This window comes from Vibrio sp. OY15 (genome assembly GCF_000742455.1).
Lineage (GTDB): Bacteria > Pseudomonadota > Gammaproteobacteria > Enterobacterales > Vibrionaceae > Vibrio > Vibrio alginolyticus.
Map to the genome: position 1 here is coordinate 259633 of NZ_JPIL01000003.1, position 21767 is coordinate 281399.

Sequence of the window (21767 nt, forward strand, 5' to 3'; positions counted from 1 at the left end):
TCACATCCATGAAAAGCACTACACCACAACTTAAAAACTTCCGCTGGAAAGGCATCAACAGTTCTGGCAAAAAGACGTCTGGACAAACCCTCGCGATGACAGAAATTGAAGTACGCGAGCGTCTAGACGCACAGCACATCAAGATCAAGAAGTTAAAGAAAAGCAGTATCTCGTTTCTCACTAAACTCAGCCATCGCGTGAAAGGCAGAGACATCACGGTGTTTACCCGTCAGATTTCGACGATGTTGATAACCGGTGTGCCCTTGGTTCAGGCTTTAAAATTGGTCTCAGAAAATCATAAAAAAGCAGAGATGAAATCCATTTTGATGAGCGTGACACGCGCCGTTGAAGCGGGGACGCCCATGTCAAAAGCCATGCGCACTGCAAGTGAACACTTTGACCCACTCTATACCGATCTTATCGCCACAGGTGAGCAATCCGGTAACTTAGCAGAAGTATTCGAGCGCTTAGCCACCTACCGAGAAAAAAATGAACAACTCCGTGCGAAAGTGATCAAAGCACTGATCTACCCAGCGATGGTAGTGCTAGTAGCGTTAGGCGTGTCGTTTATCATGCTCACCAAAGTCATTCCCGAGTTTGAAAAAATGTTTGTTGGTTTTGGTGCTGACTTACCGTGGTTTACCAGGCAAGTGTTAGATCTTTCCGCATGGACACAAAACTGGAGCCCATTTATAGCACTAGGCTCCATTAGTTTATTCATCTCGGCGAGAATCCTCTCTAAGCGTTCAGATTCTTTTCGCTTAACGCTCAATCGATCTGTGCTTAAATTTCCTGTCCTTGGGCCTGTATTATCAAAAGCAGCGATCGCCAAATTTAGTCGAACACTCGCCACAAGCTTTACAGCGGGCATTCCAATTCTAACCAGTTTAAAAACTACATCAAAAACATCAGGAAACTTGCACTATCAACTCGCCATAGAAGAAGTTTACCGTGATACCGCCGCAGGTATGCCAATGTATGTAGCCATGCGCAACTGTAATGTGTTCCCTGAATTGGTGTTACAAATGGTTATGATCGGTGAAGAGTCTGGTCGACTTGACGATATGCTCAATAAAGTTGCAACAATCTACGAGTTTGAAGTCGACAACACCGTCGACAACCTTAGTAAAATTCTAGAGCCACTAATTATCGTTTTTTTAGGTATCGTTGTTGGCGGATTAGTGACAGCAATGTACTTGCCAATCTTTAACTTAATGAGTGTATTGGGCTAGAATGAGCTGTTAACTCCTTTAAAACAGCATCTTGCTGATTTCACTCATCGCTCAAGAGACAAATATGGAAGTATTCCAGTACTACCCTTGGCTATTCGTTGTGTTTGCCACCATCTTCGGTCTTATCGTGGGTAGCTTCCTCAATGTGGTTATTTATCGACTACCTAAAATCATGGAACTAGAATGGCGACGCGAATGTGCCGAGTCATTTCCTGAATACAAAATAGAACCTCCTAAAGAAGTGCTGACCTTGAGCGTCCCACGCTCCTCCTGCCAGAAATGCGCAACACCGATACGTATTCGCGACAACATTCCTGTGATTAGCTGGCTGCTTTTAAAAGGCAAATGTCACAACTGTCAGGCAACCATTAGTGCACGCTATCCACTGATTGAACTGCTCACCGCGTTCTGTTCAGGCTTTATCGCTTATTACTTTGGTTTTAGTTACTTTACCGTTGCCCTACTCTTTTTTACTTTTATCTTAATCGCCGCAACATTTATCGATCTCGATACTATGTTGTTACCTGACCAATTAACATTACCATTAACTTGGGCTGGCATTGCCTTAGCATTAGTCGAAATAAGTCCTGTTACTCTACAAGATTCTGTCATTGGTGCTATTGCTGGTTACCTATGTCTCTGGTCCGTTTACTGGGGCTTTAAGCTACTTACTGGTAAAGAAGGAATGGGGTATGGTGATTTTAAACTACTGGCGGCACTAGGAGCTTGGCTAGGTTGGCAGTCACTGCCGATGATCATTCTACTTTCTTCTGTGGTTGGCATCGTATTTGGCATCATTCAACTACGCTTGCAAAAGCAGGGAATTGAAAAAGCTTTCCCTTTCGGTCCTTACTTAGCAATTGCTGGTTGGATAAGCTTAATTTGGGGCGACCAGATTTTAAACTGGTACTTTACTTCAGTTCTAGGAGTGTAAATGGCTTTGGTTATTGGTTTAACAGGCGGTATCGCTAGTGGAAAAACAACCGTCGCGAATCTGTTCAAACAACAATTTAAAATCGATATCGTCGATGCCGACATTGTAGCAAGAGAAGTTGTCGAGCCAGGTACTCCCGGCCTAAACGCGATTATTGAACACTTTGGTCACGATATCGTTCGTGAAGACCAAACTTTAGATCGCGCAAAGCTGAGAGAAAAAATCTTTTCGAATTCAGATGAAAAAGCATGGCTCAACGCACTGTTGCACCCGATAATTCGTGAAAAGATGATCGAAGATTTGCAGCAAGTCACTTCAGAGTATGCGTTACTTGTGGTGCCGTTGCTCGTAGAAAACAAGCTAGATAGTTTGTGTGATCGCGTTCTTGTCGTCGATGTAGAACCGAATACACAGATATCTCGCACGATGAAACGAGACAATGTGAGTGAAGATCAAGTTCGCGCCATCCTTGCCTCTCAAGCATCAAGAGAGCAAAGGCTCGCGCTTGCAGACGATGTGGTTAAGAATAATCCAAGTGACCCTGATCTTTTGCTTCAAATCACAGATTTGCACGAAAAGTACCTAGCCATGTGTAAGAAAAATCTGCGAAAATAGGAACGAAACTCACAAAGGCTTATGTCGATGACCACGCACAAATTTGAACATCCGTTAAATGAGAAAACTCGTATTTATCTAAGAGTGGAGTCTCTGCTGCGTCAGGCTCACTTGGCCTCTGGGTTTAGCGAAAATCATCAGTATCAACTGTTTTTCCGTGCGTTATTCGATATGGTTGAGATCTTCGAACAAATCCAACTGAAAAGTGAACTGGCTAAAGATCTTGAGAAGCAACGGCTGTCGTACCGCCATTGGCTCAATGTTGATGGTGTCGATCAAGACGCATTAAATACCTTGCTACAAGAGATAGATGTCGTTCATAGCCAACTAATGGGTGCTGAACGTTTTGGCCAAGCATTAAAAGAAGATCGCTTCCTAAGCTCTATCCGTCAACGCTTTAATCTACCGGGTGGTTCATGCTGTTTTGATCTGCCAGCATTACACTACTGGCTTCATCTACCTATTGAACGTAAAAAGCGTGATGCACAACAGTGGCAAGCAAGCTTAAAGCCCTTATCTGATGCGCTTTCGTTATGGTTAAAGCTCACTAGAGAGACCGGACATTTCAAAGCTCAAATCGGTCGTGCAGGTTTCTTCCAAAGTGACGCTGATGAAGCCAACATTCTAAGACTTCACATCCCAATGGAATATGGCGTGTATCCTATGATTTCAGGCCATAAAAACCGCTTTGCGATCAAGTTCATGTCGTTTGAAAACGGTCAAGCATGCACACAAGATATTGAATTTGAACTTGCTGTTTGCAGCTAAGACGACACTACGCCTCGCCTCCATAATCTAAAATTCAACGCTTTATTGCGCTTATATTTGATAAAATTTCGTAGCAGCAATAGCGCGTTGAATAAGCCATCTTTAATTCGTTTAGGTATACTACCCTTTAACACCAATTAGTAATGGGACGCTCAACTATGTCTAAAGTTACCATCGTTCAATGCCCACAATGTGGCGCCGACGTAGAATGGGGAGAACAAAGTCCTCATCGCCCTTTCTGCAGTAAACAATGCCAAATGATTGATTTTGGTGAATGGGCAGATGAAGAAAACACCATCCCAGGCGCACCCGATATGTCCGATAGTGATGGCTGGTCTGAAGACCAGTATTAAATTGAGACCTAGGGTAAAGGAATACCCTAGGTTCCTTCTTGGGGAACCTGAATCACGCTCCGTCGTCGCTGTCCAGAATGACGAATTTGAACCTCGGTGCTATATAATCTTTGACCATCATTTTCCGTCATTCCGAGGAGCCATAGCGACATCAGGAATCTATTCACAGCAAGGCAGAGGCGTGGAGTGTAAATCAGTGCATGAGCATCGACAGTTCAGTTAGGGTGAAAAGAAACGAGCAAGCTAATTACACAAATAAAAAAACGGAGCCCTAAAAGGACTCCGTTTAAGATGAGAACGCTAGTTATAGCATTACTTCTTAGCAAGCTTCTCTTTGATACGAGCAGACTTACCAGAACGCTCACGTAGGTAGTACAACTTGGCACGACGTACTGCACCACGGCGTTTAACTTCGATGCTATCAACGATTGGAGAGTGTGTTTGGAACGTACGCTCAACACCTTCACCGTTAGAGATCTTACGTACAGTGAAAGCAGAGTGTAGACCACGGTTACGGATTGCGATTACAACGCCTTCGAAAGCCTGTAGACGCTCACGGTCACCTTCTTTTACCTTAACTTGAACTACAACAGTGTCACCTGGTGCAAATTTAGGTAGGTCTGATTTCATTTGCTCTTCTTCAAGAGCTTTGATGATGTTACTCATTTTTTAAATTCCTAGAATAAACTGATACTAAATAAATTAGGTTACTTTGCGTTATGTTCTTTAATGGCTTTATGCTCATTAACAAACTCAGCAAGTAATTGTTCCTGTTCGTCAGTCAGAGCTAGGTTTTCCAGGAGCTCTGGTCTTCTTAGCCAAGTACGGCCCAACGACTGCTTGAGTCGCCATTGACGAATGTCCTTGTGATTGCCTGACATCAGTACCGCTGGTACCTCTTTGTCATCCAATACTTCTGGACGCGTATAGTGAGGGCAATCTAACAAGCCATTTGCAAAAGAGTCTTCTTCTGCTGACGCGAAATCCCCTAGTACACCCGGAACAAACCGAGAGACAGCGTCGATTAACGTCATGGCTGGTATCTCACCACCCGTCATCACAAAATCACCAATCGACCATTCTTCGTCGACTTCAGATTGAATGATGCGCTCATCTACCCCTTCATAACGACCACAAATCAGAAGCAAGTTCTCATTCGTTGCCAGTTCTTCCACTCCTTTCTGGTCGAGCTTGCGACCTTGAGGAGAAAGGTAGATGACTTTCGTCTTGCCCGGTGAGGCTGCTTTCGCGGTATAAATGGCATCGCGCAAAGGCTGAACCATCATTAACATACCAGGGCCACCACCGTAAGGTCGGTCATCGACTGTGCGATGTTTGTCGTGAGTGAAATCTCTAGGATTCCAAGTCTCAATCGACAAAAGACCTTTTTTAACCGCTTGACCTGTTACTCCAAAATCAGTAACAGAACGGAACATTTCTGGAAAAAGGCTAATAACGCCAACCCACATGTTTATCTCGCTCTGTAATTTTGGAGATTAGAATCCAGGATCCCAGTCAACTTCGATCCGTTGAGCTTCGCGATCAACATTAATGATCACTTGCTCTTCAAGGAACGGGATTAATCGTTCCTTCTGCCCGAAAGCATCTTTAAGATTTGCTTTAACAACCAGAACATCGTTTGAGCCAGTTTCTAGCATGTCAGTAACAACACCTAGATCGTAACCTTTAGTGGTTACAACTTGCATCCCAAACAATTCGCGCCAGTAGAACTCATCTTCTGACAATTCAGGAAGTACCGCAGGGTCAATAGCAATTTCAAAGTTCGTCATTAGATGCGCGTCTTCACGAACATCCATGCCTTCCAGCTTAGCCACCATACCTTTGTTATGGCGCTTCCAGCTTTCTACTTTGTACTCAACCCACTTGCCCTTTTGGTTAATGTACCAAGGGCTGTAATCGAAAATGCTTTCAGCATTGTCTGTGTAGGAAAAAACCTTAAGCCAACCACGAATGCCGTAAGTAGCACCAAACTTGCCTACAACAATCTTTTCGTTGCTCATTGTTTCTTTACCTTTCATCGACATAAACTAGTTTCTACTTTTCAAGTAAAAAATTAAGCCGCTTTTTGAGCGTCTTTAACTAGCTTAGCAACACGGTCAGATACTGACGCGCCTTGACCAACCCAGTGGTTAACGCGGTCTAGGTCTAGACGTAGACCTTCTTCTTGACCTTTAGCAGTTGGGTTGAAGAAACCAACTTTCTCGATGAAACGGCCAGTTGCAGCGTTGCGGCTGTCCGCTACTACGATTTGATAAAATGGACGCTTTTTAGCGCCGTGACGTGCCAAACGAATGGTTACCATGTCGTCCTCTTTGCTTTCTCAAAAATAAAATTAACCCCAAAAACCATTCAATAAATTAAACAGTTTGGGGTCTCGTGCCAAAATAAAGCTCCGGAATTTTACTCTTCTCCCGGAGCAATGCAAGGAGTTTAGTTACTTTTTCACCAACATAAATTGAATTTAAAGTTTGTGACGTACCTAACACCCTGAATCTATGCGTGATCGATTAATTAACGACCAAATGGATTGAAGCCACCGCCACCACCCATGCCGCCCATCATGCCTTGCATATTGCGCATCATGCCTTTCATGCCACCTTTTTGCATCTTTTTCATCATTTTCTGCATTTGGGTGAACTGTTTTAGTAAGCGGTTTACATCTTGAACCTGCACACCAGAACCAGCCGCGATACGCTTCTTGCGCGAGCCCTTGATAATTTCTGGGCGTTGACGTTCTTTCATTGTCATGGAGCTGATGATCGCTTCCATCTGTTTGAACATCTTGTCATCAACTTTGTCTTTTACATTGTCTGGTAGCTGGGACATTCCTGGAAGCTTATCCATCATCCCCATCATGCCGCCCATGTTTTGCATCTGGCCTAGCTGTTCACGGAAATCTTCAAGGTCGAAACCTTTCTTCTCTTTGAACTTCTTCGCTAACTTTTCTGCCTTTTCTTGGTCAACGTTGCGTTGTAGGTCTTCAATCAAAGACAGAACGTCACCCATGCCAAGAATACGTGAAGCAACACGATCTGGGTGGAACGGTTCTAGCGCGTCAGTTTTTTCACCGACACCCAAGAATTTGATTGGTTTGCCCGTTACATGGCGTACTGAAAGTGCCGCACCACCACGAGCATCACCATCAACCTTAGTTAGAACTACACCGGTAAGAGGTAGCGCATCGCCAAAGGCTTTTGCTGTATTTGCTGCGTCTTGACCCGTCATGGCGTCAACAACAAATAGCGTTTCTACTGGGTTGATAGCTGCGTGAAGATCTTTGATCTCCCCCATCATCTCTTCATCAATTGCCAAACGACCTGCGGTATCGACAATAAGTACGTCGTAGAATTTTTTCTTCGCATGGTCAATCGCTGCATTGACGATATCAATAGGCTTTTGGTCTGGTGATGATGGGAAGAAGTCAACACCGATGTCTGATGCCAGTGTTTCAAGCTGCTTGATTGCCGCAGGACGGTAAACGTCGGCAGACACAACCAAAACTTTCTTCTTGTCACGTTCTTTTAGAAGCTTAGATAACTTACCTACCGATGTGGTTTTACCCGCACCTTGTAGACCTGCCATAAGAAGCACAGCAGGTGGTTGAGCGGCAAGGTTTAGCGCCTCATTCGACTCACCCATTACGGCTTCAAGTTCTGTTTGAACGATCTTGATAAATTCCTGACCTGGAGTCAGAGATTTAGAAACTTCTACGCCCACCGCTTTTTCTTTAACGCGGTTCACAAATTCACGAACGACCGGAAGCGCAACGTCAGCTTCAAGTAGAGCCATTCGGACTTCACGTAGGGTTTCTTTAATGTTGTCTTCGGTCAGACGACCTTTACCACTGATATTTTTCAGCGTTTTGGATAATCGATCCGTTAAATTCTCAAACATCTTTGTCTCTTCGCTAAAATGGCGATTAATTAGTGTGAGTATACATTAGCCAAGGTCTGAGTCATACCCGTACCGCTGTCCTATTCTTGTCTCTATTTATATATGGTGCGGTAACTTATTAATTTCAATATCTCATCTCTCACGATTGATGTCGGATATAACGTAGCCCCAAAGTGTAATGCAAGGTATAATTTCTCCATCGTGCACAATAATATTTAGGATTCATGGATAGCTTAATAGCCATCGCGGCCGCCATACTTTATGTCTTGGCGATTGCGACCATCATACCCGGACTCTCACAACAGTCAGGAATCAAAGCAAAAACAGTGTTTGCTAGTGCTGCCTGTGCGCTTGTTTTTCATGCGTGGATTTTGAGTGATCTGATTTTTGATGGTTCAGGTCAAAACCTGAGTATTCTCAACGTGGCTTCTTTGATCAGTTTTATTATTTCTCTGGTCATGAGCCTTGCTATGTTGAAAAACCGACTGTGGTTTTTATTGCCAGTCGTTTATAGCTTTGCTGCCATCAATTTATCTGCTGCCACATTTTTGCCAAGCACGTTTATAAAGCACCTAGAGAATGACCCTAAGCTACTCATTCATATTTCATTTGCGCTCTTCTCATACGCGACTTTAACTATCGGGGCACTCTATGCGCTTCAGTTGGCTTGGCTGGATCACAAACTGAAAGCAAAAAAATCTTTGGCGATTAACCCAAACCTGCCGCCTCTATTAATGGTGGAGCGTCAACTCTTCAAAATTATTTTGATCGGTAACTTATTGTTAACTGCCACGCTCATTACTGGCTTTGTCTTTGTGCAGGATATGTTTGCCCAAGGTAAGGCACATAAGGGCATTCTTTCTTTCATCGCTTGGGTGGTGTACTCAATACTGCTTTGGGGTCACTATCAAAAAGGCTGGCGTGGTAGAAAAGTCACATGGTTCGCTGTTGCAGGAGCAACACTGTTAACTCTGGCATATTTTGGCAGTCGCTTTGTAAAAGAAATCATCTTGAATTAAGGAGCTCTAGGGCTCCTATCCTTTATATTTTAGGCTAGATAAAATACAGTACGCCTTAACTCTTTGACTTAACGGACTTACTCAACCGTTATATAACCCAATACTTACAAGGAACAGCAACGTTTTGGACGACATCTCTACGGGTATCTTGTTTGCGCTACTCGCGTGTCTTATCGTCATATCAGGTTACTTTTCCGGTTCAGAAACAGGGATGATGTCTCTGAATCGTTATCGCTTAAAACACTTAGCCAAAAACGGGCATAAGGGTGCTAAGCGAGTCGAAAGACTATTAGACCGTCCAGATCGTTTGATTGGTCTTATTCTTATCGGCAACAACCTCGTTAATATTCTCGCGTCCGCGATCGCGACCATTATTGGTATGCGTTTGTATGGTGATTTAGGTGTCGCTATCGCAACCGGTGCACTAACTATGGTTGTATTGGTTTTTGCCGAGGTTACCCCTAAAACAATTGCAGCGCTTTACCCTGAACGTGTGTCCTACGCGAGCAGTATATTATTGACCATACTGATGAAGTTACTGTCGCCTTTAGTGATGCTTGTTAACTTTATTACGAATGGCTTTATCCGCTTACTTGGTGTAAGAGCGGATCACTCAGCAGAAGATCATCTTAGCTCCGATGAGCTGCGTACGGTGGTAAATGAAGCTGGCGGTTTGATCCCTCGCCGACACCAAGACATGCTAGTGTCTATTTTAGATCTTGAGCACGTCACCGTGAACGACATTATGGTCCCACGCAATGAAATTACCGGTATTGATATTAACGACGACTGGAAATCCATTGTTCGCCAGCTAACACACTCACCACATGGACGCATAGTTTTCTATCGTGACCAAATTGATGAAGTGGTTGGCATGCTGCGCTTGCGTGAAGCTTATCGTCTGATGTTGGAAAAGAACGAATTCAACAAAGAAACGCTATTACGTGCTGCTGATGAGGTCTATTACATCCCAGAAGGCACACCACTGAACGTGCAAATGTTGAAATTCCAACGCAACAAGCAACGTATCGGTCTGATCGTGGATGAGTACGGTGATATCATCGGTCTAATCACTCTTGAAGATATTCTGGAAGAGATCATTGGTGAGTTCACGACGTCAATTTCTCCAAGCCTCTCTGATGAAATCAGTCCTCAAGGTGACGGAAGCTTTCTTATTGAAGGCAGCACCAATATTCGAGATATTAACAAAGGCCTGAAATGGGATTTACCAACGGATGGCCCAAGAACGTTAAACGGTCTTATTTTGGAGCACCTGGAAGATATTCCAGAGAGCCATTTAAGCGTGAGAGTAGCGGGTCACCCAATGGAACTTGTTGAGATTGAAGAGAACCGAATCAAGCTCGTTCGTGTTTATCCGAAGAAGAAAAAATCGACATCCAAATAACCAAAAGAAAAGCCTGACTCATGTCAGGCTTTTTTACTTATTGGGGCAATATGCTTCTTAATGAGCACCTAGTCGATGCGCAACTCTTTTAACATCGACTCAGGCAAAGCAAGTTCATCATTTTTGTTCACCGAAACACCAGCATCCAAAATGTTCTTTGCGATCTGTTGTGCTTCTTTTAAAGAGTGCATTGCTGCCGTGCCGCATTGGTATTCGTTAAGTTCAGGGATCTTATTCTGACTTTCTACCTTCAGCACGTCTTCCATTGCTGCAATCCAAGCATCTGCGACTTGCTGCTCTGATGGTGTGCCAATCAGACTCATGTAAAAACCTGTGCGGCAACCCATAGGCGAAATATCGATGATCTCAACAGAATCACCGTTTAGGTGATTACGCATAAAGCCTGCATAAAGGTGCTCTAGGGTGTGAATACCTTTTTCAGAAAGAATGTCTTTGTTTGGCGCAGTAAAGCGTAAGTCGAAAACAGTAATCGTATCCCCTTTTGGGGTCTGCATGGTTTTCGCCACTCGCACTGCCGGTGCATTCATACGAGTGTGGTCCACGGTAAAACTATCGAGTAAAGGCATTACATCTCTCCTGATTGTAACTCCAGTACCTTTCGGTAATGGATAAATGTCATTCATCCCTACAGCACATGAACTGACTGTGGGCTAAAAGAACCAGCTGCTGTTGTCTTCTAATTCCTCACGACATTGCTTCAGCTGCCAGCCATAAGTTTTCGCTGTTTGTTCAACACGTCGAGCGACTTTGATTAAACTAGGTTTTCGATTATAAGTGCCTCGCTTATATCCACCTCGCCCTTCATGATAAGCCAGATACTGGTTATAGGGATCCCATAATGAAATCCCTAGCTGACGCCGTGTTTCATGAGTGTACCAACCGACAAACATCATAGAATCATCGAAGTTGGTACGAGAGCCCCCCTGACCTGTCGCATCTTGGAAGTCTTCCCAAGCAGGGTCTTGAGCTTGAGCATAACCATACGCACTGCTGACTCGTCCCCAAGGAATAAACCCTAGCAAATAATCTTTAGGTGGTTTTGCATCGTGCCGAAAGCTGCTTTCTTGTTTAATGATGGCCATAGCGACATGAATAGGGGTACCCCATTCATCTTCCATATCTTTGGCATCATCGTACCAACCGGATTTCTCTCGGAATATCTCGCATAAGTTATTCTGCTGCTTTGGCGGTGCCGTAGCACAACCTGCAAGTAACACGCTTCCAAGTACCGCTACTACTAACGACTTAATGTTCAACCCCACCAATCCTTAGTTAGTCATTACTGCTTCAGGTAAGCAAAGTAATCTTCCAAAAAATCATCAAAAGAAAGCATGTCACTCTGCTCTGCTTGCTTTTGTTTTTCCACGGACGACGCAACTTCCGTTTCCATCGTATCTTGTGAATAGTACTGATAACCGTGAGCTAGGTTTTCATCACGGTACTTCATACCAAGAGTACAACCGACTTTACCTAGCCCACCCAGCTCTTTCGTTAGCTCTAATAGTTGACCAGAGATCGTTAGTTCTGGGTTATCAATCCATGTCTCGAGTTGATTACACACATCTTGGTATGCACAGCCACCAGCGGTCATATCCATTTGCTGTGCTATTTGACGTAACTCGACGAAAACTCGGTGTGCCCAATCTTGTAGAGATAGACGCTCACCTTGGCAACCAATTTGCAGCATTAGACCTTTTTCACGGCCTGAAACAATGACTTTATTCCAGTTATCGCGCCAACACTCTAATTCACAGTTATCCATAGGGTCTGAGTCTGACAAGGCCGCCCAGGTAAGGAAGAGATCCAAGAATCGTACTTGCTCTTCATTTAAGCCCACTGCGCTGAATGGGTTAACATCTAGAGAACGAACTTCAATGTATTCGACACCACCGCGTCGTAACGCATCTGAAGGCTTCTCACCACTTTTCGATACACGTTTTGGACGAATCGGAGCGTACAGTTCATTCTCAATTTGTAAGATATTGGAATTAAGCTGGCGGTATTCACCATCCACTTTTACCCCAATTTTCGCAAACTCTTCTGATGGGTGGCGAATCGCATCACTCAAACCATCGAGGTATTGGTCAATGCTGTTAAAACCAATTTTCAGCACACTTTGAGCACTATTGGTATAGCCAAGATCGCTCAAACGCAAAGACGTCGACTTCGGCAAATATAATGTCCCGCCAATCTTCTCGAATGGCAGATCGGTTTCACGACCTTGAATAAAAGAGCCACATAACGCTGGTGATGCACCAAAGAAGTAGGGAATCATCCAGCCAAAGCGGTAGTAATTACGGATCAACGCAAAGTACGCATCAGACTTAGCATCTTGGCGGGCTTGTTCATCTTGCTCGCCATAGAGCGCATCCCAAAATGTTTCAGGAAACGAGAAGTTAAAATGGACACCTGAAATAATTTGCATCAGGCTGCCATAGCGACGCTTTAGGCCTTCTCGGTACAGCGTTTTCATTTTCGCTGCATTCGAAGAGCCATACTGGGCTAACTGAATATCATCCTCTGAGCCTACGTAGCAAGGCATTGATAGTGGCCACATTTTCTCTTCACCCATTTTGGTTTGAGTGAAATGATGGATATCTTTCAGCTGTGCCATCAGTTCTGGAATTTCATGTGACACAGGCGTAATGAACTCTAACAATGATTCCGAAAAATCCGTTGTGATCCATTGATTTGTGAACGCAGAGCCTAACCCTTCAGGATGAGGAGTTGTAGCTAGATGTCCATCCTGACGATAGCGCAAAGTTTCTCGCTCAACACCGCGTCCAAACTGCTTAAATACTTCGGGGTTTGATGCAACTTTTTTTAGTCGCGCAGCAAAATCAGTCAAAATGAGGTTCGCTTATATTGGGAGCAGGACACTTGTTACATAACACAAGTGTAAGCTAAGTTATTGATAGTTAATGCATCTAGATAAATAACCCACGAAAAGTTGCTTATCTAGATGAATAGCGGAGAAACGTTTCTCCGCTATTAAATGTGTACTCTATCGAATGATTTCAAGCTCTTCTACGTCTTTCCCCAACTTTTCTAATTGAGGACGCAACGATTTAGCATCACCAACGACGATAATTTGATAGTCATTTGGATCAAACCATTTCTGAGCCAGCGCATTCAACGTCTGCTTATCGACTTTTTCTACGATAGCGTTTCTTTGCTGCAAGTAATCATGATCGAGGTTGTACTTAAGAATATCACTGATGAGCTCCGCTTTTTGTGTTGGCGTTTCATATTTCAGTGCATCTTTTTGACCGACCGCTTGACGCATAAATTTCATCTCTTCATCAGTAATACCTGACTGCGAGTATTCATTTAGCTCATTTTCCATCTCAATGATCGAAGCAACCGTTGCATCCGCTCGTACTTGCGCGGTGAAAACCACCGAGCCTGTTTCTGGATTACCAGAGAAGTAGCCGTAAGCACCGTATGTGTAACCCTTGTCTTCACGTAGATTTTGGTTAATGCGGCTATTGAAGTTCCCAGCTAAGTTGAAGTTTGCCAGTTGACTTAGGTAAAAATCGCCCGTTGCGTCGTAAGGCATACCTTGACGAACCATCATGACCACACTTTGCGGCGCTCCTGGTTTATCAACAAGATGGATCTTTTGCTCACCTAATGCAGCAATGCTTTGCGGTGCATACAATGGCGCAGCTTCATCTTGCCAGTTTTTCCAGAACGTCAGTTGCTGCTCAATTTCCTGTTTATTGATGTCACCAACAACGACGATTTGCGCACTTTGTGGCGTGTAATGCTTCGAGTAGAATTCACGGACATCATCCAACGTTAATGCACTGACACCTGCTTGCGTGCCGTCTTTTGGTCGAGCAAAAACCGAATCCCCATAGAGCACCTGGCGACTCGCTTGTGACGCCATCCAACTTGGATTTTGGTGCTCATACACCAGGCCTTCTAGCGCTTGCATTTTTACACGCTCGAAATCATCTTGATTAAATGCAGGAGACAGCAACATCTCTTCGACAATTTCTAACGTCGGCTCTAAGTTCTTTTCTAGAGCAGAAACACTGATGTTTGTTGTATAACCTGTGGCATTAACAGAGATAACACTACCCAGTTTATCAAGCTCAGCTTGAATCTCTTCGACACTGCGTTTCGTTGTACCTTCTTGCAACATCGCAGCGGTCAATTGGGCAAGACCTTCTTTACCCTTTTCAACAAAACGTGTCCCTGCAGGTAGACTAAATTGCATCATCACCGTCGGCGTTTCATCGCTAACTGCACCAAGCAGCTCTGAGCCATTCTTGAAATGTAACTCGTACAGCTCTGGCATCGTCGCTTTCACTGGTTCTCCTACTGGCGGTTGCACTGAGCGATCGAAGTTATCGGTCGCACGACGATACGCCAATTGGTCATCGGAAATCTTCTCATATTCTGGCAGCGTGCGCTTTGGCGTCACAAAGGTCGCAGGTTTTACGACAAGGTCTGTTTTTCCTTTTGGGACCACGCTTAGGGTCACTTTGTTCTTACCTTGGATAAAGTCCGTATACGCTTTTTCTACCGAAGTCGGCGTAACTGCACGGATTTGCTCAAGCTGTTGCTCAAGACGATCAGGATCGCCGAAAAATGTCTCGTTGGAAGCCAACTGAGTCACTTTACCTTTAACGCTTTCTAGCGCAAAAATAGCATCCGCTTCCGCTTTACCCTTCAACTGCTCAAGGCGATCTTCTGTCACGCCTTTTTCCGCAAACTGATTCAGTGATTGTAAAAGCTCGTCGTACAGTTTTGATAGGTCGCCTTTGTCTCCAGAATCACCCATTGCGTAAACGTAAAAGTTACACGCCAGTTCAGCACAATCATGGAATGAACCAGCATCGACCGCTTTTTGAGTCTTCACTAGGTCTTGATAGAGCACGCTGTTGGTACCGCCACCCAATACTTCTGATAATGTATCGAGAGACGCTTGGCTTTCTTCGCCGTTGTAGGTTGTTGGCCACGCGATCATCACCATAGGTTGTTGAATACGATCTTCTAGAGTGATGTATTTATCTTCTTGCAGTTTTGCAGGTTGTTTCGGCGCATTTTCAACCTCAGGACCACGAGGAATCGAACCGAAGTACTTATTTACCCACTCTAGAGTTTGTTCAACGTCTAAGTCACCACCGATCGTGATAGTCGCATTGTTTGGGCCATACCAACGCAAGAAAAACGCTTTGAGATCGTTCACATCAACACGATCAAGATCTTCAACATAACCAATGGTTTGCCACGAATACGGGTGACCTTCAGGATATAGCGCTTCGGACATGCGCTCCCAAATTAAGCCATAAGGACGATTATCGTAACGCTGAGCTCGCTCATTTTTTACAGTAGAACGCTGAATTTCAAATTTGCGTTGAGAAACCGCATCCAACAAAAAGCCCATACGGTCAGACTCTAACCACAGCATTTTCTCGAGCTGGTTAGCAGGGACCGTTTCAAAGTAGTTAGTACGATCGCGGTTTGTTGTACCATTTAACGTGCCGCCAGCCTCTGTGATGATTCTGAAGTGCTCTTGGTCACCAACGTTCTCTGAGCCTTGGAACATCATGTGCTCAAAGAAATGCGCAAAACCAGACTTACCCACTTCTTCACGAGCTGAACCAACATGGTAAGTCACATCCACATGGACCAATGGGTCAGAATCTTCAGGAGCTAAGATCACCGTTAAACCATTATCGAGTTTATACTTTTGGTATGGAATCTTAACTTTGCCTTCTTCAGCTTTCGATGACTCAACGAAAGTTACCCCTTTCGGCAGTGATGAAACTGGCGTATTTGATGCACAGCCCGTGATCACCAACAGTGAACACGCGCCAACCCAAAACATCTTCATGTACTTTCCTTAAAATAATCCGAGATAGATGGCCGCAAGTAAGCTATACCTAGCAGCCTTTCCTAAAAATATTAAAATCACGCAAGGCAGAAACTTCATTCTTAGCCACCCTGCGGCTAAACACAGCGGGTCTCCTATTACAGGTAACCAGCTAAAAAATAATCCCCAATAGCCATACTTAGAGAGCCACTTTAATGCGGTATGACCGTGCTTTTCCTCTTGTGCTTTGTTGGGAATCCACAAGCCAAGCCAATAATTTGTTAAGCCACCAAGCGTATTACCGATAGTAGCGACCATAACAATTGAAGAAACGGAGTATTGATTTAATGAGAGAGTGGCAACTAAGCCCGCCTCAGAACCACCAGGCAACAACGTGGCACTGAGAAAACCGGTCATGAAAAGCACCCATAATGCTGAATCTGAAAACCAAAGCGCTAAACTTTCAAAACTCGTGTTAAATGCTTCTAGCATGTCATATCAAGCAACACCTTGCCTCTGGTTCTTCCTGATTCGACCTGCTGGTGAGCACCAATGACATCACTCATAGGATAAACCTGTTGAATTTCAGTCTTCAGTAAGCCAACGCCGACCATGTACAACAAGGTATCTAACTGCGCAGGGTCTGGTTCAACCAACATGCCACTAGCCTCAAAGCCTAGGAGTTTGGCTTTTTCACAAATCAGCTCAGCAGTTATGGTTGGAACGGTGATGACTCTCGCATTGTCTTTCAGGCATTTAAGCGCATCTAACGCAGCATCTCCGCCTACTAAATCAATCAAAACATCAACATCTTCAACACGTTCTGACACTGGTGCAAATTGATAGTTCACTGCATGAGCACCGAGCGTCGCAAGGTAATCTAAATTTCGTTCACTGCAGGTTGTAAAGACTTCCGCTTTCGTCGCGATCGCAATTTGTACCGCGAGGTGTCCAACACCACCGGCACCAGCGAGGATAAGTACGCGATCGTTTTCCGTCACATTAGCCTTACTGAGAGCTTGTGCCGCAGTTTGTCCCGCCAACGGTAATGCAGCAGCTGCCTCTAAAGTGACAGAGCTAGGAACATGACTTAACTCAGTTTCTGGAACACATATGTATTGACTGTAACCACCGCCTCGAACTGGGAAACCAATAAATCCAGCCACCTCATCACCTTCATTAAAACGTGATGCCCCCTCTCCACAAGACATCACTTTTCCTGAGATGTCGTAACCTGGCACCCAAGGTAAATTATCCTTATTCTGCGCTGCTGCCCAACCGAGCCCAGCTCGAGTTTTGACATCAATAGGATTTACGCCTGAAAAAGCGACTTTTACTAAGACTTCACCAGGCTGTGGTGATGGTGTAGAAGCATGTTGAATCGCGAGTACGTTGGCATCACCAAACTCAGTGATAACGATCTGTTTGTGTTCCATAAACCATTCCCTGCAAGAAAACAAAAAGGGATGCGAAAGCATCCCTTTGACTATAAACCATTTTGTTAACCTAAGTTAATCGTGATTTTGTAAATTGGTTGATCATTCCATTTTCAATAATGTCTAACCAACAAGTGCTAACAATATACCAGCCGCAACGGCTGAACCCAGCACACCAGCAACGTTTGGTCCCATCGCATGCATTAACAAAAAGTTTTGCGGGTTAGCTTGTAAACCAACTTTGTTTACGACTCGCGCGGCCATTGGTACCGCAGAAACGCCAGCCGCACCAATAAGTGGGTTGATGTCTTCTTTCGAGAACTTGTTAAGCAGTTTCGCCATCAGGACGCCCGCACCAGTACCGATACTAAATGCAACTGCGCCTAACCCCAAGATACCTAACGTTTCTAGGTTCAAGAACTGCTCAGCTTGCAGCTTAGAACCAACACCAAGACCTAAAAAGATAGTCACTATGTTGATCAATTCATTTTGAGCAGTTTTCGATAAACGATCGACCACACCAGCTTCACGCATCAAGTTACCCAAACAGAACATACCAACCAATGGCGTAGCTGAAGGTAAGAACAGAATCGTCATCAGTAATACAGCAAGCGGGAAGATGACTTTCTCCCATTTACCAACATGACGAAGCTGAGCCATCTTGATTTGACGCTCTTCCTTGGTTGTCAGTGCTTTCATGATTGGTGGCTGGATGATCGGCACCAATGCCATATAGCTGTATGCCGCGACTGCAATCGCACCTAACAGATCTGGAGAGAGCTTACTCGCCAAGAAAATCGCTGTTGGCCCATCAGCACCACCGATGATCGCGATAGACGAAGCATCTGCCATGGAGAACTCCATGCCAGGTACATAGTTGAGCAAAATAGCGCCAAACAGTGTTGCAAAAATACCAAACTGCGCAGCCGCACCTAACCACAACGTTTTTGGGTTTGCGATCAAAGCACCAAAGTCAGTCATCGCGCCCACACCCATGAAGATCAATAGCGGGAACACACCCGATTCAATCCCAATGTAGTAAACGTAGTAGAGCAAGCCACCAGGCTCAGTAAAGCCAGCATTTGGAATATTCGCCAAAATAGCACCGAAACCAATCGGCAATAACAGTAAAGGTTCAAATCCTTTTTTAATTGCCAAAAACAGCAAGGTACAACCAACCAGCATCATACAGATTTGGCCGAACTCGAAGTTAGCGATCCCTGTTTCTGCCCAAAGGGTTAACAATCCGTCCATGATACTCCCTTACGCCAGGCTCAACAGAGGCGCACCTACTGTGACAGCATCGCCTTCTTTAACGTTCAGCTCTTGAACCACACCACCACGCGCCGCTCGTACTTCAGTTTCCATTTTCATCGCTTCAAGGATGAGCAATACATCGCCTTCAGCTACCTCAGCACCAGGTTGAACATTCACTTTGAAGATGTTACCTGCAAGAGGAGCAGGTACCGCTTCTGCTGAAGCATTAGAAGGTGCGCTAGGTGTAGCCGATTTTGCCGGTGCATTAGAAGGAGCAACAGATGTCAGTTCACCTTGAGGGCCAACTTCCACCTCATACACCTGCCCGTCAACACGTACACTATAAGTTTCTACACCACCAGTTGCTGGTTGAGCTACAGGTACAGCAGGCTTCTCAGCTTCTAGCGTTGGTGCAGGCTCAAATGCTTCTGGGTTTTCACGATTCTTAAGGAACTTAAGCCCAACTTGAGGGAAAAGTGCATAAGTGAGTACGTCATCAACACGCTCACTTGCTAGCTTAATGCCTTCTGATTTCGCTTTCTCCATCAGATCAACCGTAAGCGTCTCCATTTCAGGCTCAAGTAAATCGGCAGGACGACAGGTAATTGGCTCTTTACCATCAAGCACTTTCGCTTGCAGTTCTGCATTTAACTCGGCTGGCGCTTGACCGTACTCACCTTTCAATAGGCCAGCGGTTTCCTTGGTAATACTCTTATAGCGCTCGCCAGTAAGAACGTTAATCACCGCTTGCGTACCGACGATCTGTGAAGTTGGAGTCACCAATGGAATGAAACCAAGATCTTCACGTACACGAGGGATCTCTTCTAATACTTCATCAATGCGATCCGCAGCACCCTGCTCTTTCAACTGGCCTTCCATATTGGTCAGCATACCACCAGGCACTTGAGCAATCAGGATGCGTGAATCGACTCCTTTTAACTGGCCTTCCCACTTCGCATACTTCTTACGTACCTCACGGAAATATGCGGCGATAGATTCCAGTTGCTCGAGTTTCAAATTGGTATCTCGCTCGGTGCCTTCTAGCATAGCGACTACCGTTTCTGTCGGTGTATGACCGTAAGTACAACTCATTGAAGAAATCGCAGTATCGAGAATATCAATACCGGCTTCTACTGCTTTTACCGCTGTTGCTGTAGACAGCCCCGTTGTTGCATGACAATGAAGTGCCAATGGCACATCACAAGACGCTTTGATACGCGTGATAAGCTCTTCCGCTTCATAAGGCTTAAGTAAGCCAGACATATCTTTAATACACAGCGAATGACAACCTAAATCCTCTAGGCGTTTTGCCAAGTCAACCCAAGTGTCTGCGTTATGCACTGGGCTCGTTGTGTAAGACAACGTACCTTGAGCATGCGCACCAACATCAACCGTTGCTTTCACGGCTTTCTGGAAGTTTCGCACGTCATTCATTGCATCAAAAATACGGAATACATCCATGCCGTTAGCATGCGCGCGTTCAACAAACTTTTCTACTACGTCGTCGGCATAATGGCGGTATCCTAAAAGGTTTTGACCACGCAGTAGCATTTGCATTGGTGTATTAGGCATCGCTTTTTTTAGTTCACGTAAACGCTCCCAAGGGTCTTCCCCTAAGAATCGAATACAAGAATCAAATGTTGCACCACCCCAAGTCTCTAGAGACCAGTAACCAACCTTATCCAACTCAGCTGCGATAGGCAGCATATCCTCAATACGCATACGCGTAGCAAATAGTGATTGATGGGCATCACGAAGGACCACATCAGTAATAGCTAGTGGTTTAGACATGCTCTTAAACTCCTTTTTAATCCTAGTTCGGCTACTTCGCGAATGAGGCGCGATGTTTATGAATCGCAGCCGAGATCGCCGCCACTACTTGTGGACTAACAGCTGAAGAGGTTGATTGAATATTAGTGTTTGTTTTTGGTGCTGCGATCGGCTCTGGTACTTCTTCTGGTACCAATTTCGACATTAACCGAACGAGATAAACAAGAATAGTGAGGAAAATAAATACGACCGCCATCCCCGTTAGCATCAGGGTGGCCGCATCTACTAGCAGGCTTCCTATATTAGTCATGTTGCTTCCTTTCTTTGTCATCCTGACAACGTGCAGGACTTTAATAGTGTCAAATCCCGACCCATGGATTATCTCGATTGGTTAAATTTTGTCAATTTTGTTTAAGGAAGGTTTGTAGTAATCCTGATAAATGATTATTTATTCACTACCCAGATCACAGTTCATGACAAAATAATCACTTCAAATCGCTATCACCTTACGAACAGAGTAAAGGAGGACATAAATAAAAACTGCGATTTAGATTTCAAAATCAAATCGGGACTCACGCAGTAAAAACCAACAAAAACAAAAAGATGAACAAGATTAACAATAAATAAACAAATAACAAACAAAGTGACTACATGAGAGTGATTGAAATGAAAAATGGAAGTCAGTGTATAGGAGGGATAATCAGGATGATTTCACACGATGCGACAGAAGCTTGATAGCAAATTGCTTAGATACGCACATATTCGCTTTTAAAAAGAGGAACATAGGCTCTAGTGATCCTACGCCATATTTCAGATGTCTAGATACAAAAAAGCCTCGCAATTGCGAGGCTTTTTCAATAAGTGGCGCGTCCTGGAGGATTCGAACCTCCGACCGCCTGGTTCGTAGCCAGGTACTCTATCCAGCTGAGCTAAGGACGCGCAGTTTTCGATATCGAATTTCATCAATATCAGGGCATTACCCTTTAATAAGTGGCGCGTCCTGGAGGATTCGAACCTCCGACCGCCTGGTTCGTAGCCAGGTACTCTATCCAGCTGAGCTAAGGACGCGCAAGTTTTCGATATCAACTTTCTCCAAAATCAGGGCTTCCCCCTTTATTATGTCGCTTATACACATGCATACGAGCCTCCGACCGCCTTGTTCGTAGCCAGGGCCTCTATCCAGCTGAGCTAAGAACGCGAAATTTTCAACAACAA

21 protein-coding genes and 2 tRNA genes are annotated in these 21767 nt (G+C 44.6%); 7 read left to right on the top strand and 16 right to left on the bottom strand.

Annotated elements, in window-relative coordinates:
* Window positions 1–8 precede the first annotated feature (8 nt).
* The 5 genes from IJ23_RS05100 to yacG all read left to right on the top strand — a co-directional run bounded on the left by IJ23_RS05100 (window position 9) and on the right by yacG (window position 3902).
* On the top strand, window positions 9–1232 hold the full coding sequence (locus IJ23_RS05100; RefSeq protein ID WP_033905594.1) for a type II secretion system F family protein: 1224 nt from the start codon (window positions 9–11) through the stop codon (window positions 1230–1232).
* A 64-nt stretch (window positions 1233–1296) separates the two neighbouring features.
* Window positions 1297–2166, top strand: a complete 870-nt coding sequence (locus IJ23_RS05105; RefSeq protein WP_017635919.1) for a prepilin peptidase — start codon at window positions 1297–1299, stop codon at window positions 2164–2166.
* Window positions 2167–2781 carry a dephospho-CoA kinase gene (coaE, locus tag IJ23_RS05110; protein WP_017635920.1) on the top strand — a complete coding sequence of 205 codons (615 nt, stop codon included), beginning with the start codon at window positions 2167–2169 and terminating at the stop codon, window positions 2779–2781.
* A gap of 27 nt (window positions 2782–2808) precedes the next feature.
* On the top strand, window positions 2809–3549 hold the full coding sequence (gene zapD, locus IJ23_RS05115) for a cell division protein ZapD (RefSeq protein WP_005373086.1): 741 nt from the start codon (window positions 2809–2811) through the stop codon (window positions 3547–3549).
* 158 nt (window positions 3550–3707) lie between these two features.
* Window positions 3708–3902: a DNA gyrase inhibitor YacG gene (yacG, locus tag IJ23_RS05120; RefSeq protein ID WP_017635922.1), complete on the top strand. Its 195-nt coding sequence runs from the start codon at window positions 3708–3710 to the stop codon at window positions 3900–3902.
* Between the two features lie 312 nt (window positions 3903–4214).
* Here yacG and rplS read toward each other — a convergent pair whose 3' ends face one another.
* From rplS to ffh, 5 genes are all read right to left on the bottom strand, one after another.
* Complete coding sequence (gene rplS, locus IJ23_RS05125; RefSeq protein WP_005379971.1) at window positions 4215–4568, bottom strand: 50S ribosomal protein L19; 354 nt, start codon at window positions 4566–4568, stop codon at window positions 4215–4217.
* A 41-nt stretch (window positions 4569–4609) separates the two neighbouring features.
* Window positions 4610–5371, bottom strand: coding sequence for a tRNA (guanosine(37)-N1)-methyltransferase TrmD (gene trmD, locus IJ23_RS05130; protein ID WP_033905595.1), 762 nt, complete (start codon window positions 5369–5371; stop codon window positions 4610–4612).
* A 27-nt stretch (window positions 5372–5398) separates the two neighbouring features.
* Window positions 5399–5947, bottom strand: coding sequence for a ribosome maturation factor RimM (rimM, locus tag IJ23_RS05135; protein WP_005379964.1), 549 nt, complete (start codon window positions 5945–5947; stop codon window positions 5399–5401).
* 29 nt (window positions 5948–5976) lie between these two features.
* Complete coding sequence (gene rpsP, locus IJ23_RS05140) at window positions 5977–6225, bottom strand: 30S ribosomal protein S16 (RefSeq protein ID WP_005379962.1); 249 nt, start codon at window positions 6223–6225, stop codon at window positions 5977–5979.
* A gap of 209 nt (window positions 6226–6434) precedes the next feature.
* On the bottom strand, window positions 6435–7817 hold the full coding sequence (gene ffh / locus IJ23_RS05145; protein ID WP_033905596.1) for a signal recognition particle protein: 1383 nt from the start codon (window positions 7815–7817) through the stop codon (window positions 6435–6437).
* A gap of 224 nt (window positions 7818–8041) precedes the next feature.
* On the opposite strand from ffh, the gene IJ23_RS05150 reads away from it, so the two are divergent.
* Both IJ23_RS05150 and IJ23_RS05155 read left to right on the top strand, forming a co-directional pair.
* Window positions 8042–8836: a cytochrome C assembly family protein gene (locus IJ23_RS05150; protein WP_005379950.1), complete on the top strand. Its 795-nt coding sequence runs from the start codon at window positions 8042–8044 to the stop codon at window positions 8834–8836.
* 124 nt (window positions 8837–8960) lie between these two features.
* Entirely contained in the window at window positions 8961–10241 is a 1281-nt protein-coding gene (locus IJ23_RS05155; RefSeq protein ID WP_005379948.1) for an HlyC/CorC family transporter, read from the top strand.
* Between the two features lie 68 nt (window positions 10242–10309).
* Here IJ23_RS05155 and luxS read toward each other — a convergent pair whose 3' ends face one another.
* The 11 genes from luxS to IJ23_RS05210 all read right to left on the bottom strand — a co-directional run bounded on the left by luxS (window position 10310) and on the right by IJ23_RS05210 (window position 21620).
* Window positions 10310–10828 carry an S-ribosylhomocysteine lyase gene (luxS, locus tag IJ23_RS05160; RefSeq protein WP_017820391.1) on the bottom strand — a complete coding sequence of 173 codons (519 nt, stop codon included), beginning with the start codon at window positions 10826–10828 and terminating at the stop codon, window positions 10310–10312.
* A gap of 84 nt (window positions 10829–10912) precedes the next feature.
* Window positions 10913–11518, bottom strand: coding sequence for a transglycosylase SLT domain-containing protein (locus tag IJ23_RS05165; protein ID WP_172563496.1), 606 nt, complete (start codon window positions 11516–11518; stop codon window positions 10913–10915).
* 23 nt (window positions 11519–11541) lie between these two features.
* A complete protein-coding gene (gene gshA, locus IJ23_RS05170; protein ID WP_033905598.1) occupies window positions 11542–13110 on the bottom strand; it encodes a glutamate--cysteine ligase in 1569 nt (522 codons plus the stop codon).
* A 156-nt stretch (window positions 13111–13266) separates the two neighbouring features.
* On the bottom strand, window positions 13267–16110 hold the full coding sequence (locus IJ23_RS05175) for a M16 family metallopeptidase (RefSeq protein WP_033905599.1): 2844 nt from the start codon (window positions 16108–16110) through the stop codon (window positions 13267–13269).
* Between the two features lie 9 nt (window positions 16111–16119).
* The gene (locus IJ23_RS05180) at window positions 16120–16581 is read right to left on the bottom strand and encodes a YqaA family protein (protein ID WP_005379938.1); all 462 of its coding nucleotides are present in this window, start codon (window positions 16579–16581) and stop codon (window positions 16120–16122) included.
* The gene (locus IJ23_RS05185; RefSeq protein WP_005385434.1) at window positions 16575–17525 is read right to left on the bottom strand and encodes an NADP-dependent oxidoreductase; all 951 of its coding nucleotides are present in this window, start codon (window positions 17523–17525) and stop codon (window positions 16575–16577) included. The genes IJ23_RS05180 and IJ23_RS05185 overlap by 7 nt, the downstream gene beginning before the upstream one ends.
* A 123-nt stretch (window positions 17526–17648) precedes the next feature.
* A complete protein-coding gene (locus IJ23_RS05190) occupies window positions 17649–18779 on the bottom strand; it encodes a sodium ion-translocating decarboxylase subunit beta (protein ID WP_005379935.1) in 1131 nt (376 codons plus the stop codon).
* 9 nt (window positions 18780–18788) lie between these two features.
* Window positions 18789–20573 (bottom strand): sodium-extruding oxaloacetate decarboxylase subunit alpha, encoded by a 1785-nt coding sequence (gene oadA, locus IJ23_RS05195; RefSeq protein ID WP_033905601.1) that lies wholly within the window; start codon window positions 20571–20573, stop codon window positions 18789–18791.
* Window positions 20574–20604: 31 nt separating this feature from the next.
* A complete protein-coding gene (locus tag IJ23_RS05200) occupies window positions 20605–20862 on the bottom strand; it encodes an oxaloacetate decarboxylase subunit gamma (protein ID WP_005379932.1) in 258 nt (85 codons plus the stop codon).
* A gap of 552 nt (window positions 20863–21414) precedes the next feature.
* Window positions 21415–21491: transfer RNA gene (locus tag IJ23_RS05205), tRNA-Arg, on the bottom strand.
* Between the two features lie 52 nt (window positions 21492–21543).
* A tRNA-Arg gene (locus tag IJ23_RS05210) sits at window positions 21544–21620 on the bottom strand.
* Between the last annotated feature and the right edge of the window lie 147 nt (window positions 21621–21767).

Coding starts and splice junctions, on each gene's coding strand:
- IJ23_RS05100 (WP_033905594.1), top strand. CDS start 9: ATGAAAAGCACTACACCACAACTTAAAAACTTCCGCTGGAAAGGCATC.
- IJ23_RS05105 (WP_017635919.1), top strand. CDS start 1,297: ATGGAAGTATTCCAGTACTACCCTTGGCTATTCGTTGTGTTTGCCACC.
- coaE (WP_017635920.1), top strand. CDS start 2,167: ATGGCTTTGGTTATTGGTTTAACAGGCGGTATCGCTAGTGGAAAAACA.
- zapD (WP_005373086.1), top strand. CDS start 2,809: ATGACCACGCACAAATTTGAACATCCGTTAAATGAGAAAACTCGTATT.
- yacG (WP_017635922.1), top strand. CDS start 3,708: ATGTCTAAAGTTACCATCGTTCAATGCCCACAATGTGGCGCCGACGTA.
- rplS (WP_005379971.1), bottom strand. CDS start 4,568: ATGAGTAACATCATCAAAGCTCTTGAAGAAGAGCAAATGAAATCAGAC.
- trmD (WP_033905595.1), bottom strand. CDS start 5,371: ATGTGGGTTGGCGTTATTAGCCTTTTTCCAGAAATGTTCCGTTCTGTT.
- rimM (WP_005379964.1), bottom strand. CDS start 5,947: ATGTCGATGAAAGGTAAAGAAACAATGAGCAACGAAAAGATTGTTGTA.
- rpsP (WP_005379962.1), bottom strand. CDS start 6,225: ATGGTAACCATTCGTTTGGCACGTCACGGCGCTAAAAAGCGTCCATTT.
- ffh (WP_033905596.1), bottom strand. CDS start 7,817: ATGTTTGAGAATTTAACGGATCGATTATCCAAAACGCTGAAAAATATC.
- IJ23_RS05150 (WP_005379950.1), top strand. CDS start 8,042: ATGGATAGCTTAATAGCCATCGCGGCCGCCATACTTTATGTCTTGGCG.
- luxS (WP_017820391.1), bottom strand. CDS start 10,828: ATGCCTTTACTCGATAGTTTTACCGTGGACCACACTCGTATGAATGCA.
- IJ23_RS05175 (WP_033905599.1), bottom strand. CDS start 16,110: ATGAAGATGTTTTGGGTTGGCGCGTGTTCACTGTTGGTGATCACGGGC.
- IJ23_RS05180 (WP_005379938.1), bottom strand. CDS start 16,581: ATGCTAGAAGCATTTAACACGAGTTTTGAAAGTTTAGCGCTTTGGTTT.
- IJ23_RS05185 (WP_005385434.1), bottom strand. CDS start 17,525: ATGGAACACAAACAGATCGTTATCACTGAGTTTGGTGATGCCAACGTA.
- IJ23_RS05190 (WP_005379935.1), bottom strand. CDS start 18,779: ATGGACGGATTGTTAACCCTTTGGGCAGAAACAGGGATCGCTAACTTC.
- oadA (WP_033905601.1), bottom strand. CDS start 20,573: ATGTCTAAACCACTAGCTATTACTGATGTGGTCCTTCGTGATGCCCAT.
- IJ23_RS05200 (WP_005379932.1), bottom strand. CDS start 20,862: ATGACTAATATAGGAAGCCTGCTAGTAGATGCGGCCACCCTGATGCTA.